26 protein-coding genes and 7 tRNA genes are annotated in these 25,028 nt (G+C 70.5%); 9 read left to right on the top strand and 24 right to left on the bottom strand.

Annotation, left to right across the window (positions count from 1 at the left end; genetic code table 11):
* Positions 1 to 358: 358 nt before the first annotated feature.
* The 14 genes from PJ985_RS15300 to pgsA all read right to left on the bottom strand — a co-directional run bounded on the left by PJ985_RS15300 (position 359) and on the right by pgsA (position 13,029).
* Entirely contained in the window at positions 359 to 934 is a 576-nt protein-coding gene (locus PJ985_RS15300; RefSeq protein ID WP_271684316.1) for an adenine phosphoribosyltransferase, read from the bottom strand.
* Positions 931 to 2,106 carry a protein translocase subunit SecF gene (gene secF, locus PJ985_RS15305; RefSeq protein WP_271684317.1) on the bottom strand — a complete coding sequence of 392 codons (1,176 nt, stop codon included), beginning with the start codon at positions 2,104 to 2,106 and terminating at the stop codon, positions 931 to 933. The genes PJ985_RS15300 and secF overlap by 4 nt, the downstream gene beginning before the upstream one ends.
* A 1-nt stretch (position 2,107) precedes the next feature.
* Entirely contained in the window at positions 2,108 to 3,919 is a 1,812-nt protein-coding gene (gene secD / locus PJ985_RS15310; RefSeq protein ID WP_271684318.1) for a protein translocase subunit SecD, read from the bottom strand.
* A 116-nt stretch (positions 3,920 to 4,035) separates the two neighbouring features.
* Complete coding sequence (yajC, locus tag PJ985_RS15315; RefSeq protein WP_271684319.1) at positions 4,036 to 4,521, bottom strand: preprotein translocase subunit YajC; 486 nt, start codon at positions 4,519 to 4,521, stop codon at positions 4,036 to 4,038.
* Positions 4,522 to 4,684: 163 nt separating this feature from the next.
* Positions 4,685 to 5,764 carry a Holliday junction branch migration DNA helicase RuvB gene (ruvB, locus tag PJ985_RS15320; protein WP_271684320.1) on the bottom strand — a complete coding sequence of 360 codons (1,080 nt, stop codon included), beginning with the start codon at positions 5,762 to 5,764 and terminating at the stop codon, positions 4,685 to 4,687.
* Positions 5,765 to 5,801: 37 nt separating this feature from the next.
* Complete coding sequence (gene ruvA / locus PJ985_RS15325) at positions 5,802 to 6,434, bottom strand: Holliday junction branch migration protein RuvA (RefSeq protein WP_271684321.1); 633 nt, start codon at positions 6,432 to 6,434, stop codon at positions 5,802 to 5,804.
* Positions 6,431 to 6,967 carry a crossover junction endodeoxyribonuclease RuvC gene (ruvC, locus tag PJ985_RS15330; protein WP_271684322.1) on the bottom strand — a complete coding sequence of 179 codons (537 nt, stop codon included), beginning with the start codon at positions 6,965 to 6,967 and terminating at the stop codon, positions 6,431 to 6,433. Before ruvC ends, ruvA begins: the two co-directional genes overlap by 4 nt.
* A gap of 140 nt (positions 6,968 to 7,107) precedes the next feature.
* Positions 7,108 to 7,860 (bottom strand): YebC/PmpR family DNA-binding transcriptional regulator, encoded by a 753-nt coding sequence (locus PJ985_RS15335; RefSeq protein ID WP_271684323.1) that lies wholly within the window; start codon positions 7,858 to 7,860, stop codon positions 7,108 to 7,110.
* A 50-nt stretch (positions 7,861 to 7,910) separates the two neighbouring features.
* A complete protein-coding gene (gene pdxT, locus PJ985_RS15340) occupies positions 7,911 to 8,507 on the bottom strand; it encodes a pyridoxal 5'-phosphate synthase glutaminase subunit PdxT (protein ID WP_271684324.1) in 597 nt (198 codons plus the stop codon).
* 68 nt (positions 8,508 to 8,575) lie between these two features.
* Positions 8,576 to 9,490: a pyridoxal 5'-phosphate synthase lyase subunit PdxS gene (gene pdxS / locus PJ985_RS15345; RefSeq protein ID WP_271684325.1), complete on the bottom strand. Its 915-nt coding sequence runs from the start codon at positions 9,488 to 9,490 to the stop codon at positions 8,576 to 8,578.
* Positions 9,491 to 9,638: 148 nt separating this feature from the next.
* Positions 9,639 to 10,193: a hypothetical protein gene (locus PJ985_RS15350; RefSeq protein ID WP_271684503.1), complete on the bottom strand. Its 555-nt coding sequence runs from the start codon at positions 10,191 to 10,193 to the stop codon at positions 9,639 to 9,641.
* Positions 10,194 to 10,212: 19 nt separating this feature from the next.
* On the bottom strand, positions 10,213 to 11,352 hold the full coding sequence (locus PJ985_RS15355; protein ID WP_271684326.1) for a glycosyltransferase family 4 protein: 1,140 nt from the start codon (positions 11,350 to 11,352) through the stop codon (positions 10,213 to 10,215).
* 103 nt (positions 11,353 to 11,455) lie between these two features.
* Positions 11,456 to 12,370, bottom strand: coding sequence for a phosphatidylinositol mannoside acyltransferase (locus PJ985_RS15360; protein WP_271684327.1), 915 nt, complete (start codon positions 12,368 to 12,370; stop codon positions 11,456 to 11,458).
* Positions 12,367 to 13,029, bottom strand: a complete 663-nt coding sequence (gene pgsA, locus PJ985_RS15365; RefSeq protein ID WP_271684328.1) for a phosphatidylinositol phosphate synthase — start codon at positions 13,027 to 13,029, stop codon at positions 12,367 to 12,369. Before pgsA ends, PJ985_RS15360 begins: the two co-directional genes overlap by 4 nt.
* 316 nt (positions 13,030 to 13,345) lie before the next feature.
* On the opposite strand from pgsA, the gene PJ985_RS15370 reads away from it, so the two are divergent.
* Entirely contained in the window at positions 13,346 to 15,022 is a 1,677-nt protein-coding gene (locus PJ985_RS15370; protein ID WP_271684329.1) for a hypothetical protein, read from the top strand.
* A gap of 18 nt (positions 15,023 to 15,040) precedes the next feature.
* On the opposite strand, the gene PJ985_RS15375 is transcribed toward PJ985_RS15370, so the two are convergent.
* The 4 genes from PJ985_RS15375 to PJ985_RS15390 form a co-directional block, all read right to left on the bottom strand.
* Positions 15,041 to 15,598, bottom strand: coding sequence for an HIT family protein (locus PJ985_RS15375; RefSeq protein WP_271684330.1), 558 nt, complete (start codon positions 15,596 to 15,598; stop codon positions 15,041 to 15,043).
* A 22-nt stretch (positions 15,599 to 15,620) separates the two neighbouring features.
* On the bottom strand, positions 15,621 to 17,600 hold the full coding sequence (thrS, locus tag PJ985_RS15380; RefSeq protein WP_271684331.1) for a threonine--tRNA ligase: 1,980 nt from the start codon (positions 17,598 to 17,600) through the stop codon (positions 15,621 to 15,623).
* A gap of 172 nt (positions 17,601 to 17,772) precedes the next feature.
* Positions 17,773 to 17,844: transfer RNA gene (locus tag PJ985_RS15385), tRNA-Val, on the bottom strand.
* A 228-nt stretch (positions 17,845 to 18,072) separates the two neighbouring features.
* Positions 18,073 to 18,144 (bottom strand) — tRNA-Val (locus tag PJ985_RS15390).
* A gap of 250 nt (positions 18,145 to 18,394) precedes the next feature.
* Here PJ985_RS15390 and PJ985_RS15395 point away from each other — a divergent pair.
* Together PJ985_RS15395 and PJ985_RS15400 are read left to right on the top strand one after the other, a co-directional pair.
* Entirely contained in the window at positions 18,395 to 18,808 is a 414-nt protein-coding gene (locus PJ985_RS15395; RefSeq protein WP_019434794.1) for an SsgA family sporulation/cell division regulator, read from the top strand.
* Between the two features lie 199 nt (positions 18,809 to 19,007).
* The gene (locus PJ985_RS15400; protein ID WP_271684332.1) at positions 19,008 to 19,568 is read left to right on the top strand and encodes a CGNR zinc finger domain-containing protein; all 561 of its coding nucleotides are present in this window, start codon (positions 19,008 to 19,010) and stop codon (positions 19,566 to 19,568) included.
* Here PJ985_RS15400 and PJ985_RS15405 read toward each other — a convergent pair.
* Positions 19,560 to 19,700: a hypothetical protein gene (locus tag PJ985_RS15405; protein WP_271684333.1), complete on the bottom strand. Its 141-nt coding sequence runs from the start codon at positions 19,698 to 19,700 to the stop codon at positions 19,560 to 19,562. The two genes, PJ985_RS15400 and PJ985_RS15405, sit on opposite strands and share 9 nt — an antisense overlap.
* A 125-nt stretch (positions 19,701 to 19,825) precedes the next feature.
* Positions 19,826 to 20,248 (bottom strand): hypothetical protein, encoded by a 423-nt coding sequence (locus PJ985_RS15410; protein WP_271684334.1) that lies wholly within the window; start codon positions 20,246 to 20,248, stop codon positions 19,826 to 19,828.
* A 148-nt stretch (positions 20,249 to 20,396) separates the two neighbouring features.
* Between PJ985_RS15410 and PJ985_RS15415 the strand changes: the two genes are divergently transcribed.
* Positions 20,397 to 20,912, top strand: coding sequence for a DsbA family protein (locus PJ985_RS15415; protein WP_271684335.1), 516 nt, complete (start codon positions 20,397 to 20,399; stop codon positions 20,910 to 20,912).
* A gap of 6 nt (positions 20,913 to 20,918) precedes the next feature.
* On the opposite strand, the gene PJ985_RS15420 is transcribed toward PJ985_RS15415, so the two are convergent.
* From PJ985_RS15420 to PJ985_RS15430, 3 genes are all read right to left on the bottom strand, one after another.
* Positions 20,919 to 21,761 (bottom strand): GNAT family N-acetyltransferase, encoded by an 843-nt coding sequence (locus PJ985_RS15420; RefSeq protein WP_271684336.1) that lies wholly within the window; start codon positions 21,759 to 21,761, stop codon positions 20,919 to 20,921.
* Between the two features lie 94 nt (positions 21,762 to 21,855).
* A complete protein-coding gene (locus PJ985_RS15425) occupies positions 21,856 to 22,680 on the bottom strand; it encodes an aminotransferase class IV (RefSeq protein WP_271684337.1) in 825 nt (274 codons plus the stop codon).
* On the bottom strand, positions 22,677 to 23,765 hold the full coding sequence (locus PJ985_RS15430; RefSeq protein ID WP_271684338.1) for a chorismate-binding protein: 1,089 nt from the start codon (positions 23,763 to 23,765) through the stop codon (positions 22,677 to 22,679). Before PJ985_RS15430 ends, PJ985_RS15425 begins: the two co-directional genes overlap by 4 nt.
* Positions 23,766 to 23,951: 186 nt before the next feature.
* On the opposite strand from PJ985_RS15430, the gene PJ985_RS15435 reads away from it, so the two are divergent.
* The 5 genes from PJ985_RS15435 to PJ985_RS15455 all read left to right on the top strand — a co-directional run bounded on the left by PJ985_RS15435 (position 23,952) and on the right by PJ985_RS15455 (position 24,383).
* A tRNA-Gly gene (locus PJ985_RS15435) sits at positions 23,952 to 24,024 on the top strand.
* Positions 24,025 to 24,046: 22 nt separating this feature from the next.
* Positions 24,047 to 24,117 (top strand) — tRNA-Cys (locus tag PJ985_RS15440).
* Position 24,118: 1 nt separating this feature from the next.
* Positions 24,119 to 24,190 (top strand) — tRNA-Val (locus PJ985_RS15445).
* A 23-nt stretch (positions 24,191 to 24,213) separates the two neighbouring features.
* Positions 24,214 to 24,285, top strand: a tRNA-Val gene (locus PJ985_RS15450).
* Positions 24,286 to 24,311: 26 nt separating this feature from the next.
* Positions 24,312 to 24,383, top strand: a tRNA-Val gene (locus PJ985_RS15455).
* Positions 24,384 to 24,559: 176 nt separating this feature from the next.
* Here the strand turns inward: PJ985_RS15455 and PJ985_RS15460 are convergent.
* A complete protein-coding gene (locus tag PJ985_RS15460) occupies positions 24,560 to 24,766 on the bottom strand; it encodes a hypothetical protein (protein ID WP_271684339.1) in 207 nt (68 codons plus the stop codon).
* Positions 24,767 to 25,028 lie beyond the last annotated feature (262 nt).

A 25,028-nucleotide genomic window follows, 5' to 3' on the forward strand; every position in this document is an offset into this window, starting at 1 on the left:
GGAACCGCGCGCGGGGCGCCCGGCCGGCGTCTGCGGGGCGGTCGCACCGGTGCCGTCGGCGGGGGCCGCCGCCTTGGCGGCCGGCGGTTCGGGGTTCTGCCGCTCCGCGGAGGTGAACGGCTTGGCCTCGTCTGGCAAAGGCACTCCTTCTCGGGCCCTCCCCGGTGAGCGTGCGCCCAGGGTGCGGGCTCACCCCTCCGGGCTCGGACGGCTTGCGGAGGGTCCGGCCGGGAAACGATCGGACTGCCATGGTAACGACCGGGCGGCGGGTCTCTCGTATCGGCCTGTGGAGAACAAGCCGCCCCGGACGGTCGGCCATCGCGGTGGGCCGGCCGCCCGGGGCGGGGGAACTGTGTGGTCAGACGGTGACCAGGACCTCCAGCGGCACCCCGTCGAGCGAGGGCATCAGCCGTTCCCGGCCGCCCAGGACAGCCAGTTCCATCAGCACTGCCAGACCGACCACCTGTGCCCCGGTGCGCTGGATGAGCTGGATGGACGCTTCGGCGGTCCCGCCGGTGGCGAGCACGTCGTCGATGATCAGCACCCGGTCACCGGGAGTGAGGTCCTCGGCGTGGATCTCGATCTCGGCGCTGCCGTACTCCAGATCGTAGGACTGGGACAGCGTGGCTCCGGGCAGCTTGCCCGCCTTGCGTACCGGAATGAACCCGATGCCCGCGCGGACGGCCACCGGCGCGGCGAGGATGAACCCCCGGGCCTCCAGCCCGACGACTTTGGTCGCCTGGTGCCGCTCACAGACCGCGGCGAGCGCCTCGGTGAGCCGGGCGAAGGCGTCCGCGTCGGCCAGCAGCGGGGTGATGTCCTTGAACAGCACCCCGGGCCGCGGGTAGTCCGCTACGTCACGGATCCGGCTCAGCAGCAGGCTGCGCACCTCGGCCGGTACCGCCGGAGCGGCCGTCCGGCTCTCCCCGGTCATCGGCGCTTCCCGGACGGACGGCCGCGGCCGCGGTTCCGGGAGACGGGCTGCTGCCGATGGCTGCCGCCCACCCCCGCCCCTTCGGGGGCCCCGGCACGCGTCACAGTGATCTTCGGTCCGTTCTGCGGGCCCTGGCCGCCATCGCCGCCGCCGGGACCGCCCCCGCCGCCGGGACCGTCCTCGTCGCTCTCCGGCCCTTCGGGCTGCTCCCGCTTGGCGAGCATCCTGCGGTCGTGCGCCCGGACCTCGCGATCGCGGAGCCTGAAGTCCGTGACCAGCGGGGTGGCGATGAAGATCGAGGAGTACGTTCCGATGGCGAGACCGACGAACAGCGACAGGGCGATGTCCTTGAGCATCCCGCCACCGAGCAGCCCGGTGCCGATGAAGAGCAGACCCCCCACCGGCAGCAGCGCGACGATGGAGGTGTTCACCGAACGCACCAGCGTGGCGTTGAGCCCCTGGTTCGCCAGCTCGGAGTACGTGTAGCGGTACTGCTTGGTGAGGTTCTTCGTCTTCTCCGTGACCTTGTCGAACACGACCACGGTGTCGTAGAGCGAATAGCCGAGGATCGTCAGCAGGCCGACCACCGTGCCCGGAGTGACCTCGAAACCGACGATGGCGTAGACGCCGACGGTGATGATGAGGTCGTGGAGGAGCGCGACGAGAGCGGCCATCGCCATCCGCCACTCGAAGGCGATGGCCAGGTAGACGCTCACCAGCACCAGGAAAATGATCATGCCCTGGAGCGCCTTGCTGGTCATCTGGTCGCCCCAGCTCGGGCCCACCACCTCGGCGTCGATGTCCTGGGTGTCGATGCCCAGCGCCTCGGCGAGGGCCTGCTGGGTCTGGTCGGACTCCTCCGTGTCCAGGCCGGTCACCTGGATCCGCAGCGAGTTGTTGCCGCCGAGCTCCTGGACTCGGGCGTCGTTTCCGGAGGCGTCCTGGGCGACCTGCCGGGCCTCCTCCACGGACAGGCTGGCGTTGGGCGGGGTGGTGAAGACGGCTCCGCCCTGGAACTCCACCCCCATGAAGAGGCCGCGGACCCCCAAGCCCGTCATGGCCACGATGATCAGCAGGACGGAGATGGCGTACCAGAACTTCCGCTTGCCGACGAAGTCGTAGGTCGCCTCGCCGCGGTACATCTTGGTGCCGAGCGTGCCGAGCCGGGACATCTCACGCCTCCTTCGGTTCGGCGGGAACGGTCACGGGGCGGCGGGCGCCCCGCCGCAGGGGTGGATTGGCACCGAGTCGTGCCGGATCGAGGCCCGACCACTTGTTGCCGCCGTAGAAGAACTTCTTCCGGGCCGCCAGCGTCACCAGCGGCTTGGTCAGCCAGAAGACGATGATGATGTCCAGCGCGGTGGTCAGACCGAGCACGAAGGCGAAGCCCTGCACCGAGCCGACCGAAACCAGGAAGAGCACCACGGCTGCCAGGAAGGAGACCACGTCGGAGATGAGGATGGTGCGGCGCGCCCTCGGCCAGGCCCGTTCGATGGCCGCCCGGATGGGCCGGCCTTCCCGCACTTCGTCACGGATTCTCTCGAAGTAGACGATGAACGAGTCCGCGGTGATACCGATCGCGACGATCGCACCGCACACCGCGGGCAGACTGAGGGCGAAGCCGATGCCGGGCCCGAGCAGGGTCATGATCGTGTAGGTCATCAGACCCATGACGATCAGGCTCGCGATCGCCACCAGCGACAGCACCCGGTAGTAGAAGAACAGGTATCCCGCGACCAGCAGCAGACCGATGCCACCGGCGATCAGGCCGGCCTTGAGCTGTTCGGTGCCGAGGGTGGGCGACACCGTGGTCATGTTGGCTTCCTCGAAGGTGATCGGCAGGGCGCCGAACTTGAGGATGTTGGCCAGCTCCTGGGCGTCCTCCTGGGTGAAGTTGCCCTCGATCTGCGCACTGCCGCCGCCGAGCCGCTGGGAGACACGCGGTGCGGAGACCACCTCTCCGTCGAGCACGATGGCGAACTGGTTGCGCGGCTCGAACTGGGTGGCCAGCTCCGCGGTGATGTCCGCGAACTGCCGGGACCCCTCGGAGCTGAAGTTCATCGTCACGATCCAGCCCAGGCCGCGCTCGGTGTCGAGAACGGCGTCGGCGTCGTCGACACCCGTGCCCGGCACCGCCACCGGACCGAGCTCGTACTTGACGAAGCCCTCCTGGTCACAGGTGACGACGGGGTCGCTCTCCTCGGCATTGGCCGCCGCCCGGACGGCCTCACCGCGCGCCTCCTCCGTGGTGCAGTCCAGAGCGCCCAGCTCGGCCTCGAGACCGGCAGGCTCCTCGGCCTCCTGCTCCTCGGCCTCCTCCTCGTCCGCGCCGTCCTCGGTGCGGAAGGACGCCTGAGTCGCCACGGTGGCCGAAGCGGCGTCGCCGGTCTGCCCGCTCAGCGAGGGCAGGCTCTGGTCGGTGCGCTCCTCGTCGGTGTCCGCACCGTCCTCGGCGCCCCCCGCGTCGTCCGGGTTCTCGGCGTCCCCGGCCCCGTCGGGACCCTCCTCGGCCTCGTCCGGCTCGCCGGGAGGGAGCTCGCTCTCCTCCCCGGCGGGGAGGGCCGACTGGATGGACCACACCGGCCGGAAACCGAGCTGCGCCGTGGTGCCGACCTGCTCCCGGGCCTGCTGCTGATCCGTCCCGCGGGGGATGTTGATGATGATGTTCCGGTCGCCCTGGGACTGGACCTCGGCTTCCGAGACACCGAGTCCGTTGACACGGCGCTCGATGATGTCGACCGCGGTCTGCAGGTTGGTCGGATTGATCGCATCCTGGTTGCGCGCGTCGGCGGTGGCCGAGAGCGTGATACTGGTGCCTCCGGCCAGGTCGATCCCGAGCCGCGGCGTCTTCTCACCGGTGAGGAGCATCCCTCCGGTGAGCATCACCGCGAGCAGCAGGATCAGCAGCAGGGCACGCCCCGGCTTGGCCTGGGCAGCCCGGAGATCCTTCTTCGGGGACCTGAAATCCTGGTTGGGTCCTGCCACCTTCTCGTCTCTCTCTGTCCAGCGGCCCGCGCCCGGTGGTCGCCGCGCGGCGCAACGGGTGAATGGATGACGGACGGAAGCCGCCGGTCCCGTCGGGGACCGGCGGCATCACCGTGTCAGGGCTTGGACCCGTTCTCACCGTCCCGGCGGGAGTCCTCGGACCTGGAGTCGGACTTCGGCTCGTCCTCGGGCGTGGCCTCCGGCGTGGTGTCCCCGGCGTTCTCGGGCTTGTCCAGCCCGACCCGGTCGTCCTCCCGGACCACACCGTCCTCGGTCAGCGCCGAAGCGTCGTCCGGCACCACCGGGGCGTCCTCGTCGAACGGCGGCTCACCACTGATGACGCGCTCGTACTCCTCGGGGTCGAGGACTGCGCCGATGGAGTTCTTGGCATACACCGCCTGCACACCGGGCGCGATCTCGAGCACCACGATATCCTCGTGGACCTCCTTGACCAGGGCATACATGCCACCGATCGTGCGGACACCGGTGCCGGGCTCCATCGAATCGCGCATGTGCGCGGCCTGGCGCTGCTTGTTCTTGGCCGACCGGGTCATCAGAAGCATGATTCCGATGAGCAGGACGAACGGGAAGAGAAGTTCCACGGCGGAGGATATTCCTTAACATGGCCGGGTCGGAAACGGCCTGGCGTTGGGTGGGGTCCGCCATCCGCAAGGGGTGGCGTCGGCGAAGTCTAAGGGAGGCTCCCCTGGGGTAACAACGTCAAGGATGACATGGGAATTCCCCTGGCCGGGAATATCCGCGCCCTCAGGTTCCGAAGAGCCCTGCTTGTCCGCCGCCGGTCTGCTGCGGCGGCACGAGCCCGAGGTGGCTCCAGGCAGCCGGGGTGGCGATCCGGCCCCGGGGGGTGCGGGCGAGCAGCCCTTCCCGCACGAGAAAGGGCTCGGCGACCTCCTCGACCGTCTCCCGCTCCTCCCCCACCGCGACGGCCAGCGTGGAGAGCCCGACCGGGCCACCGTGGAACAGCTTGAGCAGCGCCTCCAGCACCGCCCGGTCGAGCCGGTCGAGGCCCCGGCCGTCCACCTCGTACACCGCGAGCGCCCGTGCGGCGATGTCGCGGTTCACCGCACCGTCGGCCTTGACCTGGGCGTAGTCCCGCACCCGGCGGAGCAGCCGGTTGGCGATCCGTGGGGTTCCGCGGGAGCGGCCGGCGATCTCCGCCGCTCCCGCGCCGTCGACCGCGACATCGAGCAGACCGGCCGAACGGTGGATGACGCGCTCCAGCTCGGCCGGAGAGTAGAACTCCATGTGCGCGGTGAACCCGAACCGGTCGCGCAGCGGCGGTGGCAGCAGCCCGGCCCGCGTGGTTGCGCCGACCAGGGTGAACGGCGGGAGCTCCAGCGGGATGGCGGTGGCACCGGGCCCCTTGCCGACGATGACGTCGACCCGGAAATCCTCCATCGCCATGTAGAGCATTTCCTCCGCGGGCCGGGACATGCGGTGGATCTCGTCGAAGAACAGCACCTCCCCTTCCTGGAGGGAGGACAGGATGGCGGCCAGGTCGCCGGCGTGCTGGATGGCGGGCCCCGAGGTGATGCGGAGCGGAGCCCCCATCTCGGCCGCGATGATCATCGACAGAGTGGTCTTGCCGAGCCCCGGAGCTCCCGACAGCAGGACGTGATCGGCGGTGGCTCCCCGGGCCCGGGCCGCCCGGAGCACGAGGTCCAACTGCTCGCGGACCCTCTTCTGTCCGATGAACTCACCGAGGTCCTTGGGCCGGAGCGCTGCTTCGACAGCGGTGTCCTCGCCGTCGGCCACAGCACCGACCAGCCGGCCGTCCTCGTGCGTCGGGCCGGCTGCGGGAGCGGGCTCGTCGTCCCAGTTCACGGGCTGTTCCTCACGGTGTCGAGGGTGCCTCGGCCGGTCACCGGGCGCGGTTCAAGGACTGCAGGGCGCTGCGCAGCAGCCTGCTGACATCGGGGGCGCCGCCGGACGCGGCTGCGGCTTCGGCCTCGGGGGCGACGGCACCGACGGCATCCTCGGCCTCGCGGGCGGCGTAACCCAGTCCGACGAGGGCGGCGTGCAACTGATCGCGCCAGGGGGCCGCCGGCCCACCCCCGCCGGGCCCGCCTCCGCCGGGCCGGACGGTGCCGGCCGGACCGCCGAGCCGGTCCTTCAGCTCCAGGAGCAGCTTCTGCGCCCCCTTCTTGCCGATCCCGGACACCGCGGTGAGGGCCTTCTCGTCCCCCTGGGCAACGGCGAGCCGCAACGCCTCGGGAGAGTGGACGGCGAGCATGGCCTGCGCGAGCCGGGGGCCGACCCCGCTCGCGGTCTGCAGCAGCTCGAAGGTCCGCCGCTCGTCGTCGTCGGCGAAGCCGTAGAGGGTGAGGGAGTCCTCCCGTACGACCAGCGAGGTGGACAGCCGGGCGGGCCGGCCGACCCGGAGCCCTGCGAGGGTGCCGGGGGTGCACTGCACAGCCATGCCGATGCCGCCGACCTCCACGACGGCCGTGTCCTGGGCGAGCGCGGCGACCGGGCCGGCGACAAAGGCGATCATGAACGGGTGCCTCTCGGTGCGCGGTGGGCGACCGCCCGGGCCTGCTGGAGCCGGCTCAGGGCAGGGGCCCGCCAGATGTGGCAGATGGCGAGCGCGAGAGCGTCGGCAGCGTCAGCCGGCCTGGGCGGCGAGCTGAGCCGCAACAGCCGGGTCACCATGGCGCCGACCTGCTCTTTGCCGGCCCGGCCGTTACCGGTGACGGCGGCCTTGACCTCGCTGGGTGTGTGCAGCGCGACGGGCAGGCCGCGGCGCGCGGCACACAGCATGGCGACGGCGCTGGCCTGAGCGGTGCCCATCACGGTGCGGACGTTGTGCTGACTGAAGACCCGCTCCACGGCGACGGCCTCGGGCCGGTGCTCGTCGAGCCACTCCTCCAGGCCGCGCTCGATGAGCACCAGCCGCTGGGCGACGTCGGCGTCCGGCGGAGTGCGCACGACCCCGGCTCCGGCCATCCGGAGCGGCCGGCCGGCCAGGCCCTCCACCACTCCGATGCCGCAGCGGGTGAGCCCCGGGTCCACGCCGAGCACCTTCACCCCTTCGCCCCCTTGTCGGTCTGCTGCTCCGCACGCTACCGGCTGCCGCTGACAGCCCTGGCGAAGTGCGGTGGGCCGACGGGGAGAGTGCCCCGCCGGCCCACCGGAGTGTGCTCACGCCTCCGCTCCCCGACGGACCGTCAGGCGCCTGCCCGGGCCATGACTTCGTCGCTGACGTCGAAGTTGGCGAAGACGTTCTGCACGTCGTCGCTGTCCTCCAGCGCGTCGATCAGCTTGAAGATCTTGCGTGCGCCGTCCTCGTCCAATTCGACCTGCATGGTCGGGACGAAGGTGGCGTCGGCCGAGTCGTAGTCGATGCCCGCCTCCTGGAGGGCGGTGCGCACCGCGACCAGGTCGGTGGCCTCACTCAGCACCTCGAAGGACTCACCCAGGTCGTTGACCTCTTCGGCACCGGCGTCGAGCACCGCGAGCAGAACATCGTCCTCCGCCAGCTCACCCTTGGGAACGATCACCACGCCCTTCCGGTGGAAGAGGTACGACACCGAACCGGGATCGGCCATCGAACCGCCGTTGCGGGTCATCGCGACCCGCACGTCGGACGCGGCCCGGTTACGGTTGTCGGTGAGGCATTCGATGAGCACTGCGACCCCGTTGGGGCCGTAGCCCTCGTACATGATCGTCTCGTAGTCGGCCCCGCCCGCCTCGAGACCGGCGCCGCGCTTGACGGCGCTGTCGATGTTCTTGTTCGGGACCGAGCTCTTCTTCGCCTTCTGCACGGCGTCGAACAGCGTGGGGTTCCCGTCGAGGTCGGCGCCGCCCATCCGGGCCGCCACCTCGACGTTCTTGATCAGCTTCGCGAAGAGCTTGCCGCGCTTGGCATCGATCACGGCCTTCTTGTGCTTGGTGGTTGCCCACTTAGAGTGGCCGGACACAGCCTCGCTCCTTCGTTGTCACCAACAGAACCGACGGGGCGATCCTACCGTCAGCTCGCCCTCGCACCGCCCGTCATCTCGACGAAGAGCCGGTGGACCCGGTGGTCGCCGGTCAGCTCCGGATGGAAGGAGGTGGCCAGCAGGTTCCCCTGGCGGACCGCGACCGTATGGCCCTCGTGGACGGCCAGCGGCTGGACCCGGGCTCCGATCGACTCCACCCAGGGGGCCCGGATGAACACGCCCTCCACCGGACCGCCGGGCACTCCGGAGACATCGACCGAGGCCTCGAAGGACTCGTTCTGCCGTCCGAAGGCGTTCCGCCGGACGATCATGTCGATGCCGCCGAGAGTCTCCTGACCCGAGCGCGGGTCGAGAATCTTCTCCGCCAGCATGATCATCCCTGCGCAGGAGCCGTAGGCCGGAAGTCCTGCCCGCACCTGCTCACGCAGCGGCTCCAGCATGCCGAAGGCGCGGGCCAGCTTGAACATCGTGGTGGACTCCCCGCCCGGAATCACCAGGCCGTCCACGGCGGTGAGCTCCTCCGGCCGGCGCACCGGTCGCGGCTGCGCGCCCGCCCCGGCGAGAGCGGTCAGGTGTTCACGGACATCGCCCTGCAGGGCGAGGACACCAATGACGGGGGCGGACAACGGCGGTACCTCCGGAAGACATGGCGCAGGGCGGCCCGTGGGGTCGGGCCGCCCTGCCGCACGGTGGACTACCAGCCGCGGCTGGCGTAGCGCTCGGACTCGGGAAGGGTGTCGCAGTTGATTCCGACCATCGCCTCGCCGAGATTGCGGGAGACATCCGCGATGACCGCGGGGTCGTCGTAGAAGGTGGTGGCCTTCACGATCGCGGCGGCGCGGGCGGCCGGGTCACCGGACTTGAAGATCCCGGAACCGACGAAGACCCCCTCGGCACCGAGCTGGCGCATCAGGGCGGCGTCGGCGGGCGTGGCCACACCGCCGGCGGAGAACAGCACCACCGGGAGCCGGCCGAGCCCGGCTACCTCTTTGACCAGCTCGTAGGGCGCGCGCAGTTCCTTGGCCGCGGCATAGAGCTCGTGGTTGTCCAGGCCCTTCAACCGGGAGATCTCGCCGCGGATCTGCCGCATGTGCCGGACGGCTTCGACCACGTTCCCGGTGCCGGCCTCCCCCTTGGAACGGATCATCGCCGCCCCTTCGGAGATCCGGCGCAGCGCCTCCCCCAGGTTCGTGGCACCACAGACGAAGGGGGTGGTGAAGGACCACTTGTCACTGTGGTTCACCTCGTCGGCGGGGGTCAGCACCTCCGACTCGTCGATGTAGTCCACTCCGAGGGACTGCAGCACCTGTGCCTCGACAAAATGCCCGATGCGGGACTTGGCCATGACCGGGATGGAGACCGCCGCGATGATCCCGTCGATCATGTCCGGGTCGGACATCCGGGCCACCCCGCCGTCCTTGCGGATGTCCGCGGGCACCCGTTCCAGGGCCATGACCGCGACGGCGCCGGCATCCTCGGCGATCTTGGCTTCCTCCGGCGTGACGACATCCATGATCACGCCACCCTTGAGCTGCTCCGCCATACCTCGCTTGACGCGTGCGGTGCCGGTCTCAGGAGTCTGTGGTGTGCTGGGGGACGTGCTGGACACGGTTCGACCTCACTCGTCGGTGAAAACTACTGGGGAGCCATCGCATGTGCGTTCGGCTACCGCCCCGGACCGGCGAGCCCGCGCGGCCGCAGGGAGGGCAGTCCCATGGAACCCGCCGTGCTGCCGGGGGGAAAGGTCCAATCAACGGTCAGTGGACCGGACCGCCACCGTTCCTGCCCGCGTACTCGGACAGCGCGGCGGGGGGCTCGTCATCCATCTCGAAAGCGAGCGGAAGCGGTGCGTGACCCGCCAGCCGGAACCAGCGGACCGTACGGTGACGTCGCAGGGCCCGCGCCGCCCGGACCGAATCGTTGTGAAACCTGCGGGCCATCGGCACCCGCCGCACCGCCGCGCCCAGCTCGGCCACGGCGGCCTCTCCCCCCGGGGCCTCCCGCACCGCGTCGACCTGCGCGCTCTCCGCCAGTACGGCACGCAGCGCCTGGCTCAGCTCGCTCTCGGCGAACTCCCGGCGTTCCTCTTCGGCCAGGCGGGCCGTGTGCGCGGCCTGGTACAGCACCATCGAGGCCGCCGGGTCGAAGACTCCCGCGCTGGCGAGCTCCTGAGCGACCGACGCCCTGCGCAGCAGCTGTGCGTCGAGCGCGGCCCGAGCGGCGTCCAGACGGGCGTGCAGCCGGTCGAGCCGGCCGGCGGTCCAGCTGAGGTAGACGCCGACGAGCAGCAGTACGACGACGATCCAGATCAGGGTGGTCACGCAGGGAAGATTACCCGTGCGGCACGACGCGCTCGTCCGGGGCGACCGCGACGGCTCCGTCCGTCACCGTCTCGTACACGGCCAGGATGTCCGCACCCACCGTCGACCAGTCGAACCGGCGCACGTGCCGGCTGCCGCGTGCCCGGAGCTCCCCGCGGGCGCCGGGATCGGCGAGCAGCCGGACCGCCGCCCGGGCAAGCGCCTCGGCATCGCCGTTGACGTACAGCGCCCCCGCCTCACCGCTGTTCAGCACCTGGGCGAAGGCATCGAGGTCACTGGCGAGGACGGGCGCCCCCGCGGACATCGCTTCCACCAGGATGATGCCGAAACTCTCACCGCCGGTGTTCGGGGCCACGTACAGGTCCACGCTGGCCAGCAGACGGGCCTTGTCCTGGTCGCTGACCATGCCGAGGAACTCGACCCGGTCCCGCAGGGAGGGCGGCAGGCCGGCCACCGCTTCCTGCGGGTCCCCGCGCCCGGCCACCAGCAGCCGGGTGTCCGGGAGCTCCGCCAGGATCCGGGGGAAGGCATCCATCAGCACCGGGAGCCCTTTGCGGGACTCGTCGATCCTGCCGATGAAGCCGATCGTCCCGCCCTGCCATTCCGGCTTCGGCTCCGCACCGGAGAAGAATCCGACATCGACGCCATTGGGGATGACCACCGCGTCACCGCCCAGATGCTCGACCAGGGTCCGGCGGGCGTACTCGCTGACCGCGATCCGCGCACTGATTTTCTCCAGGGCCGGCTGGAGGATCGGGTAGGCGGCGATCATGGCGCGGGAGCGGGGGTTGGAGGTGTGGAAGGTGGCCACTATCGGGCCCCGGGCGGCCCAGCAGGCGAGCAGGCCGATCGAGGGCGCGGTCGGCTCATGAACGTGCAGCACCTCGAAGTCGCCGTCGTTCACCCAGCGCCGCACCCGGGCCGCGGAAAGGAAGCCGAAGTTGAGCCGGGCCACCGAGCCGTTGTAGGGCACCGGAACGGCCCGGCCCGCGGAGACGACGTAGGAGGGCAGCGGGGTGTCCTCCTCAGCCGGTGCCAGCACGGACACCTCATGACCGGTCCGCAGCAGGTGCTCGGCGAGGTCACGCACGTGGAACTGGACCCCGCCGGGCACATCCCAGGAATAGGGGCAGACGATGCCGATCCTCATGCGCTGACCTTCCGGTTCGGGGTTCGGCCCGGGGCGGTCCGCCGGGCGTGTGCTGGGGTCCGCCCGGGACAGCGGCCGACCGGTGCCGCCGGCAGGGCCGCACTCACCGGGTCTCCGGGCCGGTGGCGGCGGCAGGCCGCTGGTCGGCGGTCCACAGCCGCTGCAGCATGTGCCAGTCCTCCGGGTGTTCGGCTATGCCCGCAGCGAAACTGTCGGCCATTTCCTGGGTCATGGCGGCCGCCTGTTCGAGGGGGGTGCCGGTCGCGGGCACCGCGACCGGCGGATGCACCCGTCCCTTCATGACGGGCGAGGAGTCGAACCACAGATGGGCGGGGAGCAGCACCGATCCGGTGCGCAGTGCCAGCATCGCCGGGCCGAGTGGCATCCGGGCGGTCTCGCCGAAGAACGAGACCTCGACACCGGAGGCGGACATGTCCCGGTCCGCCACCAGGGCTACCAGCCCGCCCTTGCGCAGCCTGCGGGCGAGCGTTCCGAAGGCGGCCCCGCCGGCGTGCGGCAGCACCTCCATACCCAGCCCTTCGCGGTGGGCCACGAAGCGGTCGTAGAGGCTCTCCGGGCGCAAGCGCTCGGCGACCGTGGTGAACGGCGTTCTCAGCCCGGTGGCGAGATAAGCACCCGCGAGGTCGTAGTTGGCCATGTGCGGCAGAGCGAGCACCACACCGTGCTCGGCGGCGATGCCGTCGGTCAGCCGGTCGATGTCCGTGACCTGCACACCCGAGCGGATCCGCTCCTCGCTCCACACCGGCAGCCGGAAGGACTCCATCCAGTAGCGCAGGTACGACCGCATTCCGGCTCGCGACAGCTCCCGGAGCCGGTCGGGCCCGGCACCGGGCACCACTCTGGCGTAGTTGGCCTCCAGCCGGAGCACCCCGGTGCCGCGACGGCGCCAGACGGCGTCGGCGATCCTGCGGCCCAGGGCCACGGCGGCCGGCTCGGGCAGCCGCTTGACCGTACTCCACCCCAGGCCGTACAGGGCTTCGGACAACCGCTCCTTCACGCTTCCTCACGCCCCCGGTCCGCCTCGGCCGCATCCGCCTCGGCCGCTTCCCGCCGGACCGTCACCACCCGCTGGATCAACGTGACAAGGCTGCCGCACGCCACGACCCAGAGCGCGATCGGCAGCAGCACACCGATGTGCGGAATGCCGAAGATCTCCATGCCCGCCAGCCCGGTGAGCACCAGGGTGATGACGAGCCGTTCGGAGCGTTCCACCAGCCCGTTGACCGCCACCGGAAGCCCGATGCTCTCGCCTCGGGCCTTGGTGTAGGACACGATCTGTCCAGCGGCCAGGCAGAACAGGGTCACCGCGCACAGCAGCAGGTCATCGCCCCGGCCCGCGAACCACAGGGCCAGGCCCGCGAAGACCGCAGCGTCGGCGACGCGGTCGAGCGTGGAGTCGAGAAACGCCCCCCAGCGGCTGGAGATCCCGGACTGCCGGGCCATCGTGCCGTCGACCATGTCGGAGAAGACGAACAGGGTGATGACCACTGTTCCCCAGAAGAACTCGCCCCGCGGGTAGAAGGCCAGCGCTCCCGCCGTCACTCCGGCTGTTCCGATGAGTGTCACCGCGTCGGGACTCACCCCCATGCGGAGCAGGAGAGCGGCGAACGGCGTGAGGACACGCGTGAAGAAAGCACGCGCGTACTTGTTGAGCATGGCCTTCCCGGGGGTTGCGGCGGGCCGGCGGTCGGGCGGCCACCGGCGGGGCCCATCGTAGTCGCGCCCGCACCGGCGCATGTTCCGGTCCGGGCGCTCGCGGAGCGGGAGGGTACGGGCGGACGGCCGGCCCGGCGGACGGGAGGAGGCGGGACGGGCGGACGGCCGGAATCGGGCCCTTCGGGCCTCTCGGCCCGACTCCCGCCACTAGGCTGAGTGCGGCCGTGGGCGCGACACCCCCGCGGCAGCAGGTGTGCCCGCCCCGGCAGGAGGGAACGGGTCAGGAGTCACTTCGGTTCTGAAGCTGGGGGTGCCGATGGCGGGGTTCGAGGACTTCAAGAACTCGGTGGGAGTGGATTTCGACTTCAGCCCGGGTGCGCAGATTCCGCTGTCGGGGGCCGGCCGCGGGCACACGGTGGTCGGTCAGGCCCTGGCCTCCGTGGCGTACCGGGACGGTGCCCCGCAGGAGATCTGCGAGCCCAACGACCAGGCCGAGGTCACCGCACCCAAGTTCTCCCTGCTCGAGCCGAACCTCGGGGAGGCCTTCTCCCGGGCCATCGAGACCCGCATGCTCAACGAGGGCCGCGCACCGCTCATCCAGTCCTTCGGGGCGGAGCCGCAGACCGTGGTGGAGCACAGCCTGGCCGCCAAGCGCATCCGCCGCCAGCGGGACCTCCGGCTGACCCTCATCATGGGGATCTTCGGGGTGCTGTTCCTGCCCGGCGTACTCATGTGGCTGGGGCTGTTCCAGCTGCGCCGCACACTGGCGGGGTCGCAGGACCGGAGGGCGGGGATCCTCGGGATCGCGCTGCTCGCGGCAGTGGCGGTGGTGATCGTCCTCGCCGTCTTCCAGCTCCCGCTGGACGGCGGGTGGCGGCTGTACATCCTGAGCATGCTTCCCGCCCCGGTACTCGCCTGGTTCTGGGCCCGGCAGGTGTGTGAGAAGGCGGCACAGAACCTCCGGGCGCACTGGGCCGATCTGCTCGGGGGTGGCGGGGCGGGAGTCCAGATTCCCGAGGCCGTACCGCAGAACCCCAACGACTCCGAGGCAGAGCGGCTGCGTCTGGGGCTGGCCAAGATCGGTGCCGAGCAGAGCAGCAACCTCATCTATTACGCGGGCCCCAAGGGCATTCTGGGGATGGGCGTGCGCTGGGGCAGCTGGCAGCTCGCGGAGGAACTCGAGCCCAGTGAGCCGGGCGGTGACATCGACCCCTTCCGCAGCTGGGACATCGCCCGGGCCATGCAGGACCGCCTGCGCATGCTGGAGCGCGGGCCCCTGCACACCGGAGGGTTCCCGCCGCCCTCCATCGAGCACTGGGTGGTGCGGCACGTCGGCGAGAACGCCACCTCCGTGACACGGCCCGAAGGCCCCAGCGCCGAGGGTTACCGGATCAGCAACATCGAGGTCCAGCGGATCTGCAACGAGCAGCAGTTCGACAGCGGGGACCGGCACTACCTCGGCGTGCAGTTCGTGCTGTGGGACGGTGACCTGGTGATCACGATGCTGATCACGGTCACGGTGCTGCACCGCACCCTGCGGATCGAGGTCACCGGACACGCTCTCGGCCCGGTGCACGGGTTCTTCCACAAGAAGCCGGCCGCCAAGACGAAGAAGGTCCCGCACCCGGTGAAGTTCTGGCAGACCCAGGAGCAGCCGGTGCCCCTGGTGCACGCCCGTGAGGTGGTGCGACTGGCCGCGCGCGCTCCGCTCACCTGGTTCCCGGAGCGGCTGGACAAGTACGGCGGCACGCTGAAGCTTCCCGAGCCGTTCGGGCTGCGGCACACCTGGGCCGTGAAGCCGTGGCGGCACCGTTTCATGGCCGATGACGCGCTGCGGGCCGCCACCCCGGTGCTGCGGGTCGCCCACCAGGCGGCGCTGGAGGTGCTCGCGGAGAACGGCGTGGACATCAGCAAGTTCGACGCCCGGGCGCAGAACCTCAGCGGTCAGGTGCAGGGTGCCGACCCGAAGAAGGCCGACGAGTACAACATGTAGGGCCGCTCCCGGAGGCGGTCAGACCGGCCAGGCGTCGGCGAGGAGCCGGCGCGTCTCGGCGAGGAGTTGCGGGAGCACCTTGGTGTGGCCGATGACCGGCATGAAGTTGGCGTCCCCGCCCCAGCGGGGCACCACGTGCTGATGCAGATGGGCGGCGATCCCGGCACCCGCGACGGCGCCCTGGTTCAGTCCGATGTTGAAGCCGTGCGCGCCGGCTGCGGTCCGCACGGCGGTCATCGCCCGCTTGGTGAACTCCGCCAGCTCCGCGGTCTCGTCGGCGGTCAGCTCCGTGTAGTCGGCGACGTGCCGGTAGGGCACCACGAGCAGGTGCCCGCCGTTGTACGGATACAGGTTGAGCACCGCGTACACCCGTTCGGCGCGGGCGATGATCAGGCTGTCCTCGTCGGACCTGGCCGGGATGGAGCAGAACGGGCAGCCGTCGCCGGCTCCAGGACCGCTGGGCTTGCCCTCCCCCTGGATGTACGCCATCCGGTGAGGCGTCCAGAGACGCTGGAAGGCGTCCGGCGTCCCCACCCCGATCTGGTTCTCCGGGTCGCTGCTCATGCCGGTCAGCATATTGCTTATCGGCCGCCGAGGGTCACACCTGGCGGCGGTCGGCCACCGCTGCGGCGATCTCCTGAAGGGCCAGCTCCCGTGGGATGCCGTTCTTCTGGGTGCCGTCGCGGTAACGGAAGCTGACCGCACCGGCGGCCCTGTCCTCGTCACCGACGATCACCATGAACGGCACCTTGGCGCGCTGGGCGTTGCGGATCTTCTTCTGCATCCGGTCGGAGGAGGAGTCCACCTCGACCCGCAGCCCTGCCGCCTTCGCCTCGGCGGCAAAGGTCTGCAGGTAGGGAACGTGATCGTCCCCGATCGGGATCCCCACCGCCTGGACGGGGGCGAGCCAGGGCGGGAAGGCGCCAGCGTAGTGCTCCAGCAGCACGGCGAAGAAGCGCTCGATGGAACCGAAGAGTGCCCGGTGGATCATGACCGGTCGCTGCCGGGAGCCGTCCGCCGCGGTGTACTCGAGGTCGAAGCGGTCGGGCAGGTTGAAGTCGAGCTGGATGGTGGACATCTGCCAGGTCCTGCCGATGGCGTCCCTGGCCTGCACGGAGATCTTCGGGCCGTAGAAGGCCGCACCTCCGGGGTCCATCACCAGATCCAGACCCTGCTTCCCGGCCGCCTGACGCAGCGACTCGGTGGCCTGTTCCCAGTTCTCGTCCGAGCCGATGTACTTCTCCGGGTCCCGGGTGGACAACTCCAGGTAGAAGTCTTCCAGGCCGTAGTCGCGCAGCAGGTTCAGCACGAAGGTGAGCAGGCCGTCCAGCTCGTCAGGCATCTGCTCGCGGGTGCAGTAGATGTGCGCGTCGTCCTGGGTGAAGCCGCGGGCCCGGGTCAGGCCGTGCACGACGCCGGACTTCTCGTAGCGGTAGACGGTGCCGAACTCGAACATGCGGAGCGGGAGCTCCCGGTAGGACCTGCCTCGGGCCCCGAAGATCAGGTTGTGCATGGGGCAGTTCATGGGCTTCAGGTAGTAGTCCTGGCCGCCGTCGAGCTGCATGGGGGGATACATGCCGTCCGCGTACCAGTCCAGGTGCCCCGACCGCTCGAAGAGCTGGCCCTTGGTCGCGTGCGGGCTGTACACGAAGTCGTACCCGGACTCCTCGTGCCGCTTGCGGCTGTAGTCCTCCATGACCTTGCGGATCACACCGCCGCGGGGATGGAAGACAGCCAGCCCGGAGCCGATCTCCTCCGGGACGGAGAACAGGTCCAGTTCGGCGCCGAGCCTGCGGTGGTCACGCTTCTCCGCCTCGGCCAGAAACTCGAGGTGTGCCTTGAGCTCGTCCTTGGACGGCCACGCGGTCCCGTAGATCCGCTGGAGCTGGGGGTTCTTCTCGCTGCCGCGCCAATAGGCTGCGGCCGATCTCATCAGCTTGAAGGCCGGAATCATCCGGGTGCTGGGCAGGTGCGGGCCGCGGCACAGGTCCCGCCAGCACAGCTCGCCCGACTTCGGGTCCAGGTTGTCGTAGATGGTGAGCTCTCCGACGCCGACCTCGGCGGAAGCTCCCTCAGCCGCCTCGGCAGCGGCGCCCTTGAGGCCGATCAGCTCCAGCTTGTAGGGCTCGTCGGCCAGCTCTTCACGGGCCGCTTCATCGGTCACCGCCCGGCGGGCGAAGCGCTGCCCCTGCTTCTGGATCTGCTGCATGCGCTTCTCGATGCGCTTGAGGTCCTCCGGGTGGAAGGGCTCGGCCACATCGAAGTCGTAGTAGAAACCGTCCTTGATGGGCGGGCCGATGCCGAGCCGGGCGTCAGGGAAGAGCTCCTGCACTGCCTGGGCCAGGACGTGGGCGGCGGAATGCCGGAGGATGTCCAGCCCGTCCGGCGAGCCGATCCCGACCGGCTCGACCTCCTCGTCACCGGTGAGCCCGTGCGCCAGGTCCCGCAGCTCGCCGTCGACCCGGGCGGCGACGACGGACCGGTCGCCGTCGAAGAGTGCGGCGACCGGGGTGCCCGTCGTCACCACGCGCTCTTCCCGCTCTGCGTCGCGATGGATGATCACACGGACGTCCGACACCGGTCTCTCCTGACTCATGCCTGGCTGAGGTGCAGCGGGCGCTGCGCTGCCGGAATCGTACCGAGCCACGGGCCGCTCCCGCGATGCGGTTGCGGCGGACCCGGCTGCGGTCCGGGACGGCCCCGTCATGCGGAAGGCCGGTCCATCGACTGACGGACCGGCCTTCCCTGGGTGGGCGATACTGGGTTCGAACCAGTGACCTCTTCGGTGTGAACGAAGCGCTCTTCCACTGAGCTAATCGCCCCCTGGGGTGCCTGCGGCACGGGAAGAACCATACAGGCAGCTCAGCCGCCGTCCAAATGAACTCCCCCTCGGGGCGGGCGGCGCGGACAGCGGGGCCCGGCCCGCGGGCCGCCGGCCGGGTGAGCCGCTGCCTGCGCTCCTCCCCGGCAGGGGCGAGCGACCGGGACAGGCGGGGTGGATACGCCCGAGGGGCCGGAGACGCGTGTCTCCGGCCCCTCGGGCAGGTGAGTGGGCGATACTGGGTTCGAACCAGTGACCTCTTCGGTGTGAACGAAGCGCTCTTCCACTGAGCTAATCGCCCCCGGTGTGCGGGCGTCACTTTACCGCACGCCGGACACCGCCCGTGACAGCCTGGCGGCCGCCCTGTTGTTACTCGCACACATTTCGGATTTTCCCGGATGGGCCTTATCTCATATCCAGCCTCCTCCATTCGAATGATTTCAAAGCTCACAAACAGGTCAGAGGGGTTTACAACTGTCCGGTAGGTGGCATGTCGAGTTCGCCGACGTGCGAATCCCCGAGCGCACACTGAGCGAAAGGCCCTGGCGCTTATGAACACCACGGTCAGCTGCGAGCTGCACCTGCGCCTCGTCGTATCGAGCGAGTCCTCACTGCCTGTACCCGCGGGGCTGCGGTATGACACGGCGGACCCCTACGCCGTCCACGCGACCTTCCACACCGGAGCCGAGGAAACCGTCGAGTGGGTCTTCGCCCGCGATCTTCTGGCCGAAGGGCTGCACAGGCCCACCGGCACGGGAGACGTCCGGGTGTGGCCTTCCCGCAGCCATGGCCAGGGAGTTGTCTGCATCGCCCTCAGCTCACCGGAGGGCGAAGCGCTGCTCGAGGCCCCCGCCCGCGCCCTCGAGACGTTCCTGAAGCGGACCGATGCCGCGGTACCACCCGGAACGGAGCACCGTCACTTCGACCTCGACACCGAGCTCTCCCACATTCTCGCGGAGAGCTGAGACCCGCCGGTCCCTCGCGCCGTCCGACTCGGGGCGACGGCGCGGGGCCGGCGACGAACACACAGCGAAAAGCGTCGCCACAGCCGCTCCTGCGGGTTGTGGCGGCGCCGCTGCGCGCGGGCAGCGGCTAGAGTCTCCCGACCGGAAACTCACGCACGAACGGCGCCGGCTGCCGCTCGAACACCCGGGAGCGATCTCTGTGCTCATCAACCACGACACCCGGTGTGCGCTCGACCACGCGATAGACCTGCTGAACACCGCTCCGCAGGACCAGGCACCCGACCGTCTGCCCGATCTCACCGCGCTGCGGGATTTCGTGGTGACGCACTCCGTCAGCGGTGTGGAAGCGGACAGCCTGAGCGAGCGGGACGTGCACGCGGTGCGTCAGGTCCGCGACCGGTTCGCCCAGATCTTCGCCGCCTCCTCCGCCCGGCAGGCTGCCGAGTTGATCAACACCATGGTCGCGGAGGCAGGGACCACGCCGCAGCTCACCGATCACGACGGGCACGACTGGCACGTGCACTACTTCGCTCCCGGCGCCTCGCTCGCCGACCACCTCGCAGCGGACTGCGGTATGGCTCTCGCCTTCCTGGTGGTGGCGGGAGAACGGGAACGGCTGCGTCGCTGCGAGGCGCCGGACTGCGGCCGGGCCTTCGTGGACCTCTCGCGCAACCGCTCCCGCCGCTACTGCGACAGCCGGACCTGCGGAAACCGTCTGCACGTCGCCGCCTACCGGGCCCGGCAGCGGGAGTCACAGTAGGAACAGGTCGTAGGCACCGGTGAGGAACAGCAACACGCCGATGAAGGCCAGAAAGAGGATCAGCGGCGGCTGGGACAGTGCGAACAGACACCCTCGGGGCTCGGGCCGTACGGACAGCGGTGGTCCCGGCACGGGCGGTCCGGGGTGGTTCGGTGTACTGGGAACTTCTTCCCTCGTGTGGTGCGCCATCTCGCGGTGATGATGACGCACCTTTCCCGGTGCCGCTGACCAACACGCCTCATTTGGGCGTCAATTCACTAGATTCCGTGTTTCTTGAGAATCGCCTCGATGTCCGAGAAATCCTCTCCCCCTGCGCCCTTGGCGGGCGGCTTGCTCTTCCGGCCGGCCGACGGCAGCTCCGGGGCCGCGGGCGCCGCTTCGGCAGCTCTCCGGCCCTCGGCCGGTGCCTCCTCGGCCCGGCCCCCGCTCCTTGCGTCCACCAGCCGGGCGATCAGAACCAGCAGCACCGACATGCCGAGGACACCGAAGCCCATCCAGGCGATGGGGTTGATCGTCATGTTGAGGACGAAACGGATCACCCCGGTCATCGCCAGTCCCATCGGCAGCAGCGCGAGGGCCGTCGTCCGCAGCCCCGCCGCGAAGCGGCGGCGGCGCATGGAGCGGTAGGCGAAGAGCAGACCCACGGCGCTGAGCGTGCCGCAGACGGCGTAAATCATCATCGTCAGCATCCTTCCATCCTGCCTTGCCGGCGCTGCCGAAACCATTGCCGGTGGCCGGGATCAGGGGGGTTCCGGGGTCACCCGGCAGCGGGAGGCAGCGCCGGAGTGCGGTGACCCGCGTGCGGTCCGGTCCTGCGAGACTGTGCCGGTGAACAATGTGACGGAGACGCCCGTCGTCCTTCTCGATTTCTGGTGCGACCTCCAGTGCCCCGACTGTCACCGGGCACTGGGGGACCTGCAGGTGCTGCAGGAGCGGTTCCCCTCCGCGCTGGAGATCCGGCTGCGGCACTTCCCGCTCCCTCGTCACCGGTACGCCCACACCGCTGCGCAGGCGGCCGAGGAGGCCAGGGCCCAGGGTCAGGAGGACGCTTTCGTGACCGCCCTCCTGACCCGTACCGCGGAGCTGGGCAAGCAGGGTCCGCGGATGCTGACCGCACTGGCCGCGGAGCTCGGACTGGACGCCGAGGAGATGGACACCGCTCTGGTCGACGGCCGGCACCTGCTCGTGGTGGACGCCGACCAGGCCGAAGGTGCCGCACTCGGGGTCACCGGCACGCCGACCTACGTGATCGGCGGTGAGCGGTTCGACGGGGGCAGGAGCCAGGAAGGCCTGCGGGAGAGGATCGCGGAGAAGGCCGAGCGGTTGCTGCGGCGGGACGGCTGAGCCCGCTCAGGACAGCGGCTTGGTCAGGTGGACGGCCAGCGGCAGGTACCCCAGCGAGGCGGTGAGCCGCAGGGCAGGGGTGTTGCCGGTGCGGACGCGTACCCCGAGGGTCCGGACACCGGCGGCGTGGCAGACCCGCTCCGCCTCCAGCATGAGGGTGCGGCCATGCCCCTCTCCACGCCGGCCCTCGGCGACCTCAGCGGCGCGCACGTGGCCCTCCACCGCGGCGTCGGCGAGCTCACTGCCCCGGGCGGCCCACAGGGTGCCCACATCGGTGCCGTCGTGCACCAGGACGCGCAGCGCGGTGCCGTCCGACGCGGGCCCGGCCGGCAGAAGCCGCCGGTGCGTCTCGTCGGCGAGTGCGGCGGCCAGGGCCTCCCGGCCCCCGCGTTCGGTCCAGCACCGGATGAACGCCGCGCGCCACGCCGCCAGCCAGGCAGGGTACTCCGCCCGGGTCAGGGACCGTGCCGAGCTGTCCGGGGGCAGCCCGGGCGGACCGCCGGCGAGAGGCTTGCGCAGGCTCCGACCGGACTCGGCGTACCCGAGTGCGGCGGTGAGCTGCCCTGCGCCGTCCTGGCCCGGGCTGACAGAAATCTCGGCCCACTTGCAGCCCCACCCGCGCAGCACCTCCTCAGCCGTGAGGGCCGCCACGGTGGCGCGGCCCCGGCGACGTTCCGCCGGATCGACGGCCAGCTCCTCGATCCGGCCGGCGCGCACCGGGGAGCGCGGATCAGCGGCGAGCCGCAGCGCCCCCACCGCACGGCCGTTGTCGCAGATGTCGTAGGACCGGGAGCGGAGCCCCTCCGCGGAACGCCGCTCGGGACCGGTGGGGCGCAGGGTGGTGGTCACGCGGGAATGTCTACCCGCGCCGGGCCGGGATACCTGCTAGCGGCGGACCTGGGGAGGCCTCTCCGTTCAGCGCACCGGCCCCGCGCGAGCCTGCTCACGGGTCGAGGTCGGCTGCGGAGCGCTCGTCGAACACCCGCATCGCCTTGGCCGTGACCGGTCCGGGCGCGCCCGGCAGCTCGCGTCCGTCGATACGGCGCACCGCCTGCACATCGCGCGTGCTGGAGGTCAGGAAGATCTCATCCGCCCGGTCAAGGACATCCATCGGCAGGGCGGTCTCCCGGGCTCCCGTCCACTCGGCGACCAGAGCCCGGGTGACACCGGCGAGGCAGCCCGAGCTCAACGGCGGGGTGTGCAGCTCCCCGTCGAGGACGACGAAGACGTTCGTGCCGGTGCCCTCGCACAGGTCACCCGCGGTGTTGCCGAACAGCGCCTCGGAGGCCGCGTGCTGCCGGGCCCGGGCGAGAGCGATGACGTTCTCCGCATAGGAGGTGGTCTTCAGGCCGGTCAGCGCGCCGCGTTCGTTCCTGGCCCACGGCACCGTGACCACCGAGGTGGTGTCGGGGCGGCGTCGTACCTCCGCGTGCGCCACCAGCAGGGTCGGGGTCTGGGTCTTCCCGCGCATGGAGCCGAGCGGCGCCCGGCCGCCGGTGAAGGTCACCCGCAGCCGGCCCAGCGGCAGCCGGGACGCTTCCAGGACGGCCGCACAGGCCCGGCGGACCTCATCGAGGTCCGGTTCGGGAAGGCCCAGACCGGCGGCGGAGCGCGTGAGCCGGTCCAGGTGCCGGGTCATCGCGAAGGGCCGGCCATGCAGGGTCTTGAGCGTTTCGAAGACGCCGTCCCCGACCGTCAGCCCGTGATCGAAGACGGATACCTGGGCGCCGTCCGCATCACGCAGTTCACCGTTCAGCCAGATCTTCACCGCTGGTCACCTCGCACCGTGTCGCCGGGAGCGGCGCCGGGCACGCCCGCCTGCCGGACCTCCGACGCTACCGCGAGCAGACGGGCGGCCTTGAGCTGGGTCTCCTCCCATTCCGCTGCGGGGTCGGAGCCCCAGGTGATACCGGCCCCGGTCCCGAACCGGAGCACAGGCCCGTCCGGCGGCCGGTCGATCCAGAAGGTGCGGATTCCCACGGCCAGCTCCCCGGTGCCACGGTCGGCGTCCACCCAGCCGATGCCTCCGCAGTAAGGGCCGCGCGGCGCGGTCTCCAGGGAGTCGATGATCCGCAGCGCGCTCGACTTGGGCGCACCGGTGACCGAGCCGGGCGGGAAGGTGCCGGCCAGGAGCTCGGGCCAGCCGGCTCCGGAGCGCAGCACGCCCCGGACGGTGGAGACCAGGTGCACCAGTCCCGGATGCTTCTCCGTGACGCAGAGATCGGGCACGGTCACGGAACCGGGGACGCAGACGCGCCCGAGATCATTGCGCACCAGGTCCACGATCATGACGTTCTCGGCATAATCCTTGTCGAGCAGGTCCGCATCCGTGCGTCCGGTGCCCTTGATCGGCCCGGACTCGACGGTGCCGCCCCTGCGGCGCAGATACAGCTCGGGCGAGGCGGTGGCGATCTCGACCCCGTGCGAGGGCAGCCGGATGGTCCCCGCATACGGAGCGGGGTTACCCCGGGCCAGTTCCCCGGTGAGCGCGTCGATGTCGGCCGTTCCGCCCGGTTCCGGCGCGGGCAGCGGCGCGGTCAGGACGCGGCAGAGGTTCGCCTGGTACACCTCCCCCGCCGCGATGTGCGCACGGATCCGGCGGACTCCGGCGAGGTAGCCGGCCCGGTCCAGCGAACTGGTCCACCGGTCAGGGTCCGGCCCCCGCCAGCGGCCGGGCGGCGGGGGCGGGGCAGGGCGGACACGGCCGAAGCGGGCGCAGACCAGTGCGCCGCCGTAGTCGGCAGCCACTGCCCACCAGCCCGCCGACTCCAGGGCCTCCGGGTCGCCGGTCACATCCAGGAGATCGGTGGCCAGTACCCCGCCGAAGCGGGCGAGCGAGGCGAAGTCGTGCACACGTCCGATTCTATGCCGCTCTGCAGGCGCTTCGGCGGGCGGTGCAACGCCGGGCCGTGGGGACCGGGCAGAGCTTCTGCCCGCGGTGCCGGATACCGGTGGGAAGCGGTACAGAGTTTGAGCTGGCCTGGGAATCCGCTAGAGTTCATGACGTCACCGGGACGCGCAGGCGGATCGGCGGCAACTGCGGACGTAGCTCAGCTGGTAGAGCATCACCTTGCCAAGGTGAGGGTCGCGAGTTCGAATCTCGTCGTCCGCTCGTAGGGGGTCCATACCCCTCCGGTGGAGTGGCCGAGAGGCGAGGCAACGGCCTGCAAAGCCGTCTACACGGGTTCAAATCCCGTCTCCACCTCGGACGATTAGCTCAGCGGGAGAGCGCTTCCCTGACACGGAAGAGGTCACTGGTTCAATCCCAGTATCGTCCACCGGGTCCGTGAGGACCCACCCCGCGCGATTAGCTCAGCGGGAGAGCGCTTCCCTGACACGGAAGAGGTCACTGGTTCAATCCCAGTATCGCGCACTCCGACCGCCTGTCCCACCGCACCCGGACGATTAGCTCAGCGGGAGAGCGCTTCCCTGACACGGAAGAGGTCACTGGTTCAATCCCAGTATCGTCCACCGGTCCGAGGGCCGGGAGAGCACACGCTCTCCCGGCCCTCGGCACGTGCGGCGGAAGTCCGCAGCGGCTGGACTTCGGTGCCCTGGTCCAGCGCTGTCGGCCGTTCGCCGCACCCCGTCCCGTGGAGCTGCGGCCGCCCCTCCCCGGGGCCGCTCTCCCGGATTCCGGGCGCTGCTCAGCGCCCCAGTATTCCGGCCACGGACGACGCCTGCACGATCACCGCGTCCACTCCGCCGAACACCACAGCGAGAGTGATGGCGAACGGCAGCACCATCGCGAGCGCCACCAGCGGATGCCGTCGTCCCGCCGGGTTCGCCCCGTACTGCGGCGGAGCCTGACGCCCGTTCACCGAGGCCGCGGTATGCGGTGCTGTGCTCGCCATCGCTCCCCTCCTGTCATCTCCGCCCGTGCGGCGGCCGTGTCGCTTGTCGGGTGGTGCAAGGAGCGGCGGGCGGTGACCTCGGGGGACAAGAATCTCGCCCGCCGCTTGATCACTACGCTAGGCCGTCCGGGGTGCCCGGGCGTCAGCCCGGCGTACCGACTGCCGGGCCACCCTGGGTATGAGCACCGGTCACCCCGGCTCGTCCCCAGGGTGGACACCCGTCAGGGAAGACCCCCACTCCCCCGGCGGGCTGCGCGGCCTT

The organism is Streptomyces sp. ACA25 (assembly GCF_028200735.1).
Lineage (GTDB): Bacteria > Actinomycetota > Actinomycetes > Streptomycetales > Streptomycetaceae > Streptomyces.

Bases quoted from the DNA above. Each gene is read 5' to 3' on its own strand.
- PJ985_RS15375 (WP_271684330.1), bottom strand. From the start codon at position 15,598: ATGCTGACCGGCATGAGCAGCGACCCGGAGAACCAGATCGGGGTGGGG.
- ruvA (WP_271684321.1), bottom strand. From the start codon at position 6,434: ATGATCGCCTTTGTCGCCGGCCCGGTCGCCGCGCTCGCCCAGGACACG.
- PJ985_RS15395 (WP_019434794.1), top strand. From the start codon at position 18,395: ATGAACACCACGGTCAGCTGCGAGCTGCACCTGCGCCTCGTCGTATCG.
- PJ985_RS15355 (WP_271684326.1), bottom strand. From the start codon at position 11,352: ATGAGGATCGGCATCGTCTGCCCCTATTCCTGGGATGTGCCCGGCGGG.
- pgsA (WP_271684328.1), bottom strand. From the start codon at position 13,029: ATGCTCAACAAGTACGCGCGTGCTTTCTTCACGCGTGTCCTCACGCCG.
- PJ985_RS15300 (WP_271684316.1), bottom strand. From the start codon at position 934: ATGACCGGGGAGAGCCGGACGGCCGCTCCGGCGGTACCGGCCGAGGTG.
- PJ985_RS15410 (WP_271684334.1), bottom strand. From the start codon at position 20,248: ATGATGATTTACGCCGTCTGCGGCACGCTCAGCGCCGTGGGTCTGCTC.
- secF (WP_271684317.1), bottom strand. From the start codon at position 2,106: ATGTCCCGGCTCGGCACGCTCGGCACCAAGATGTACCGCGGCGAGGCG.
- PJ985_RS15370 (WP_271684329.1), top strand. From the start codon at position 13,346: ATGGCGGGGTTCGAGGACTTCAAGAACTCGGTGGGAGTGGATTTCGAC.
- PJ985_RS15460 (WP_271684339.1), bottom strand. From the start codon at position 24,766: ATGGCGAGCACAGCACCGCATACCGCGGCCTCGGTGAACGGGCGTCAG.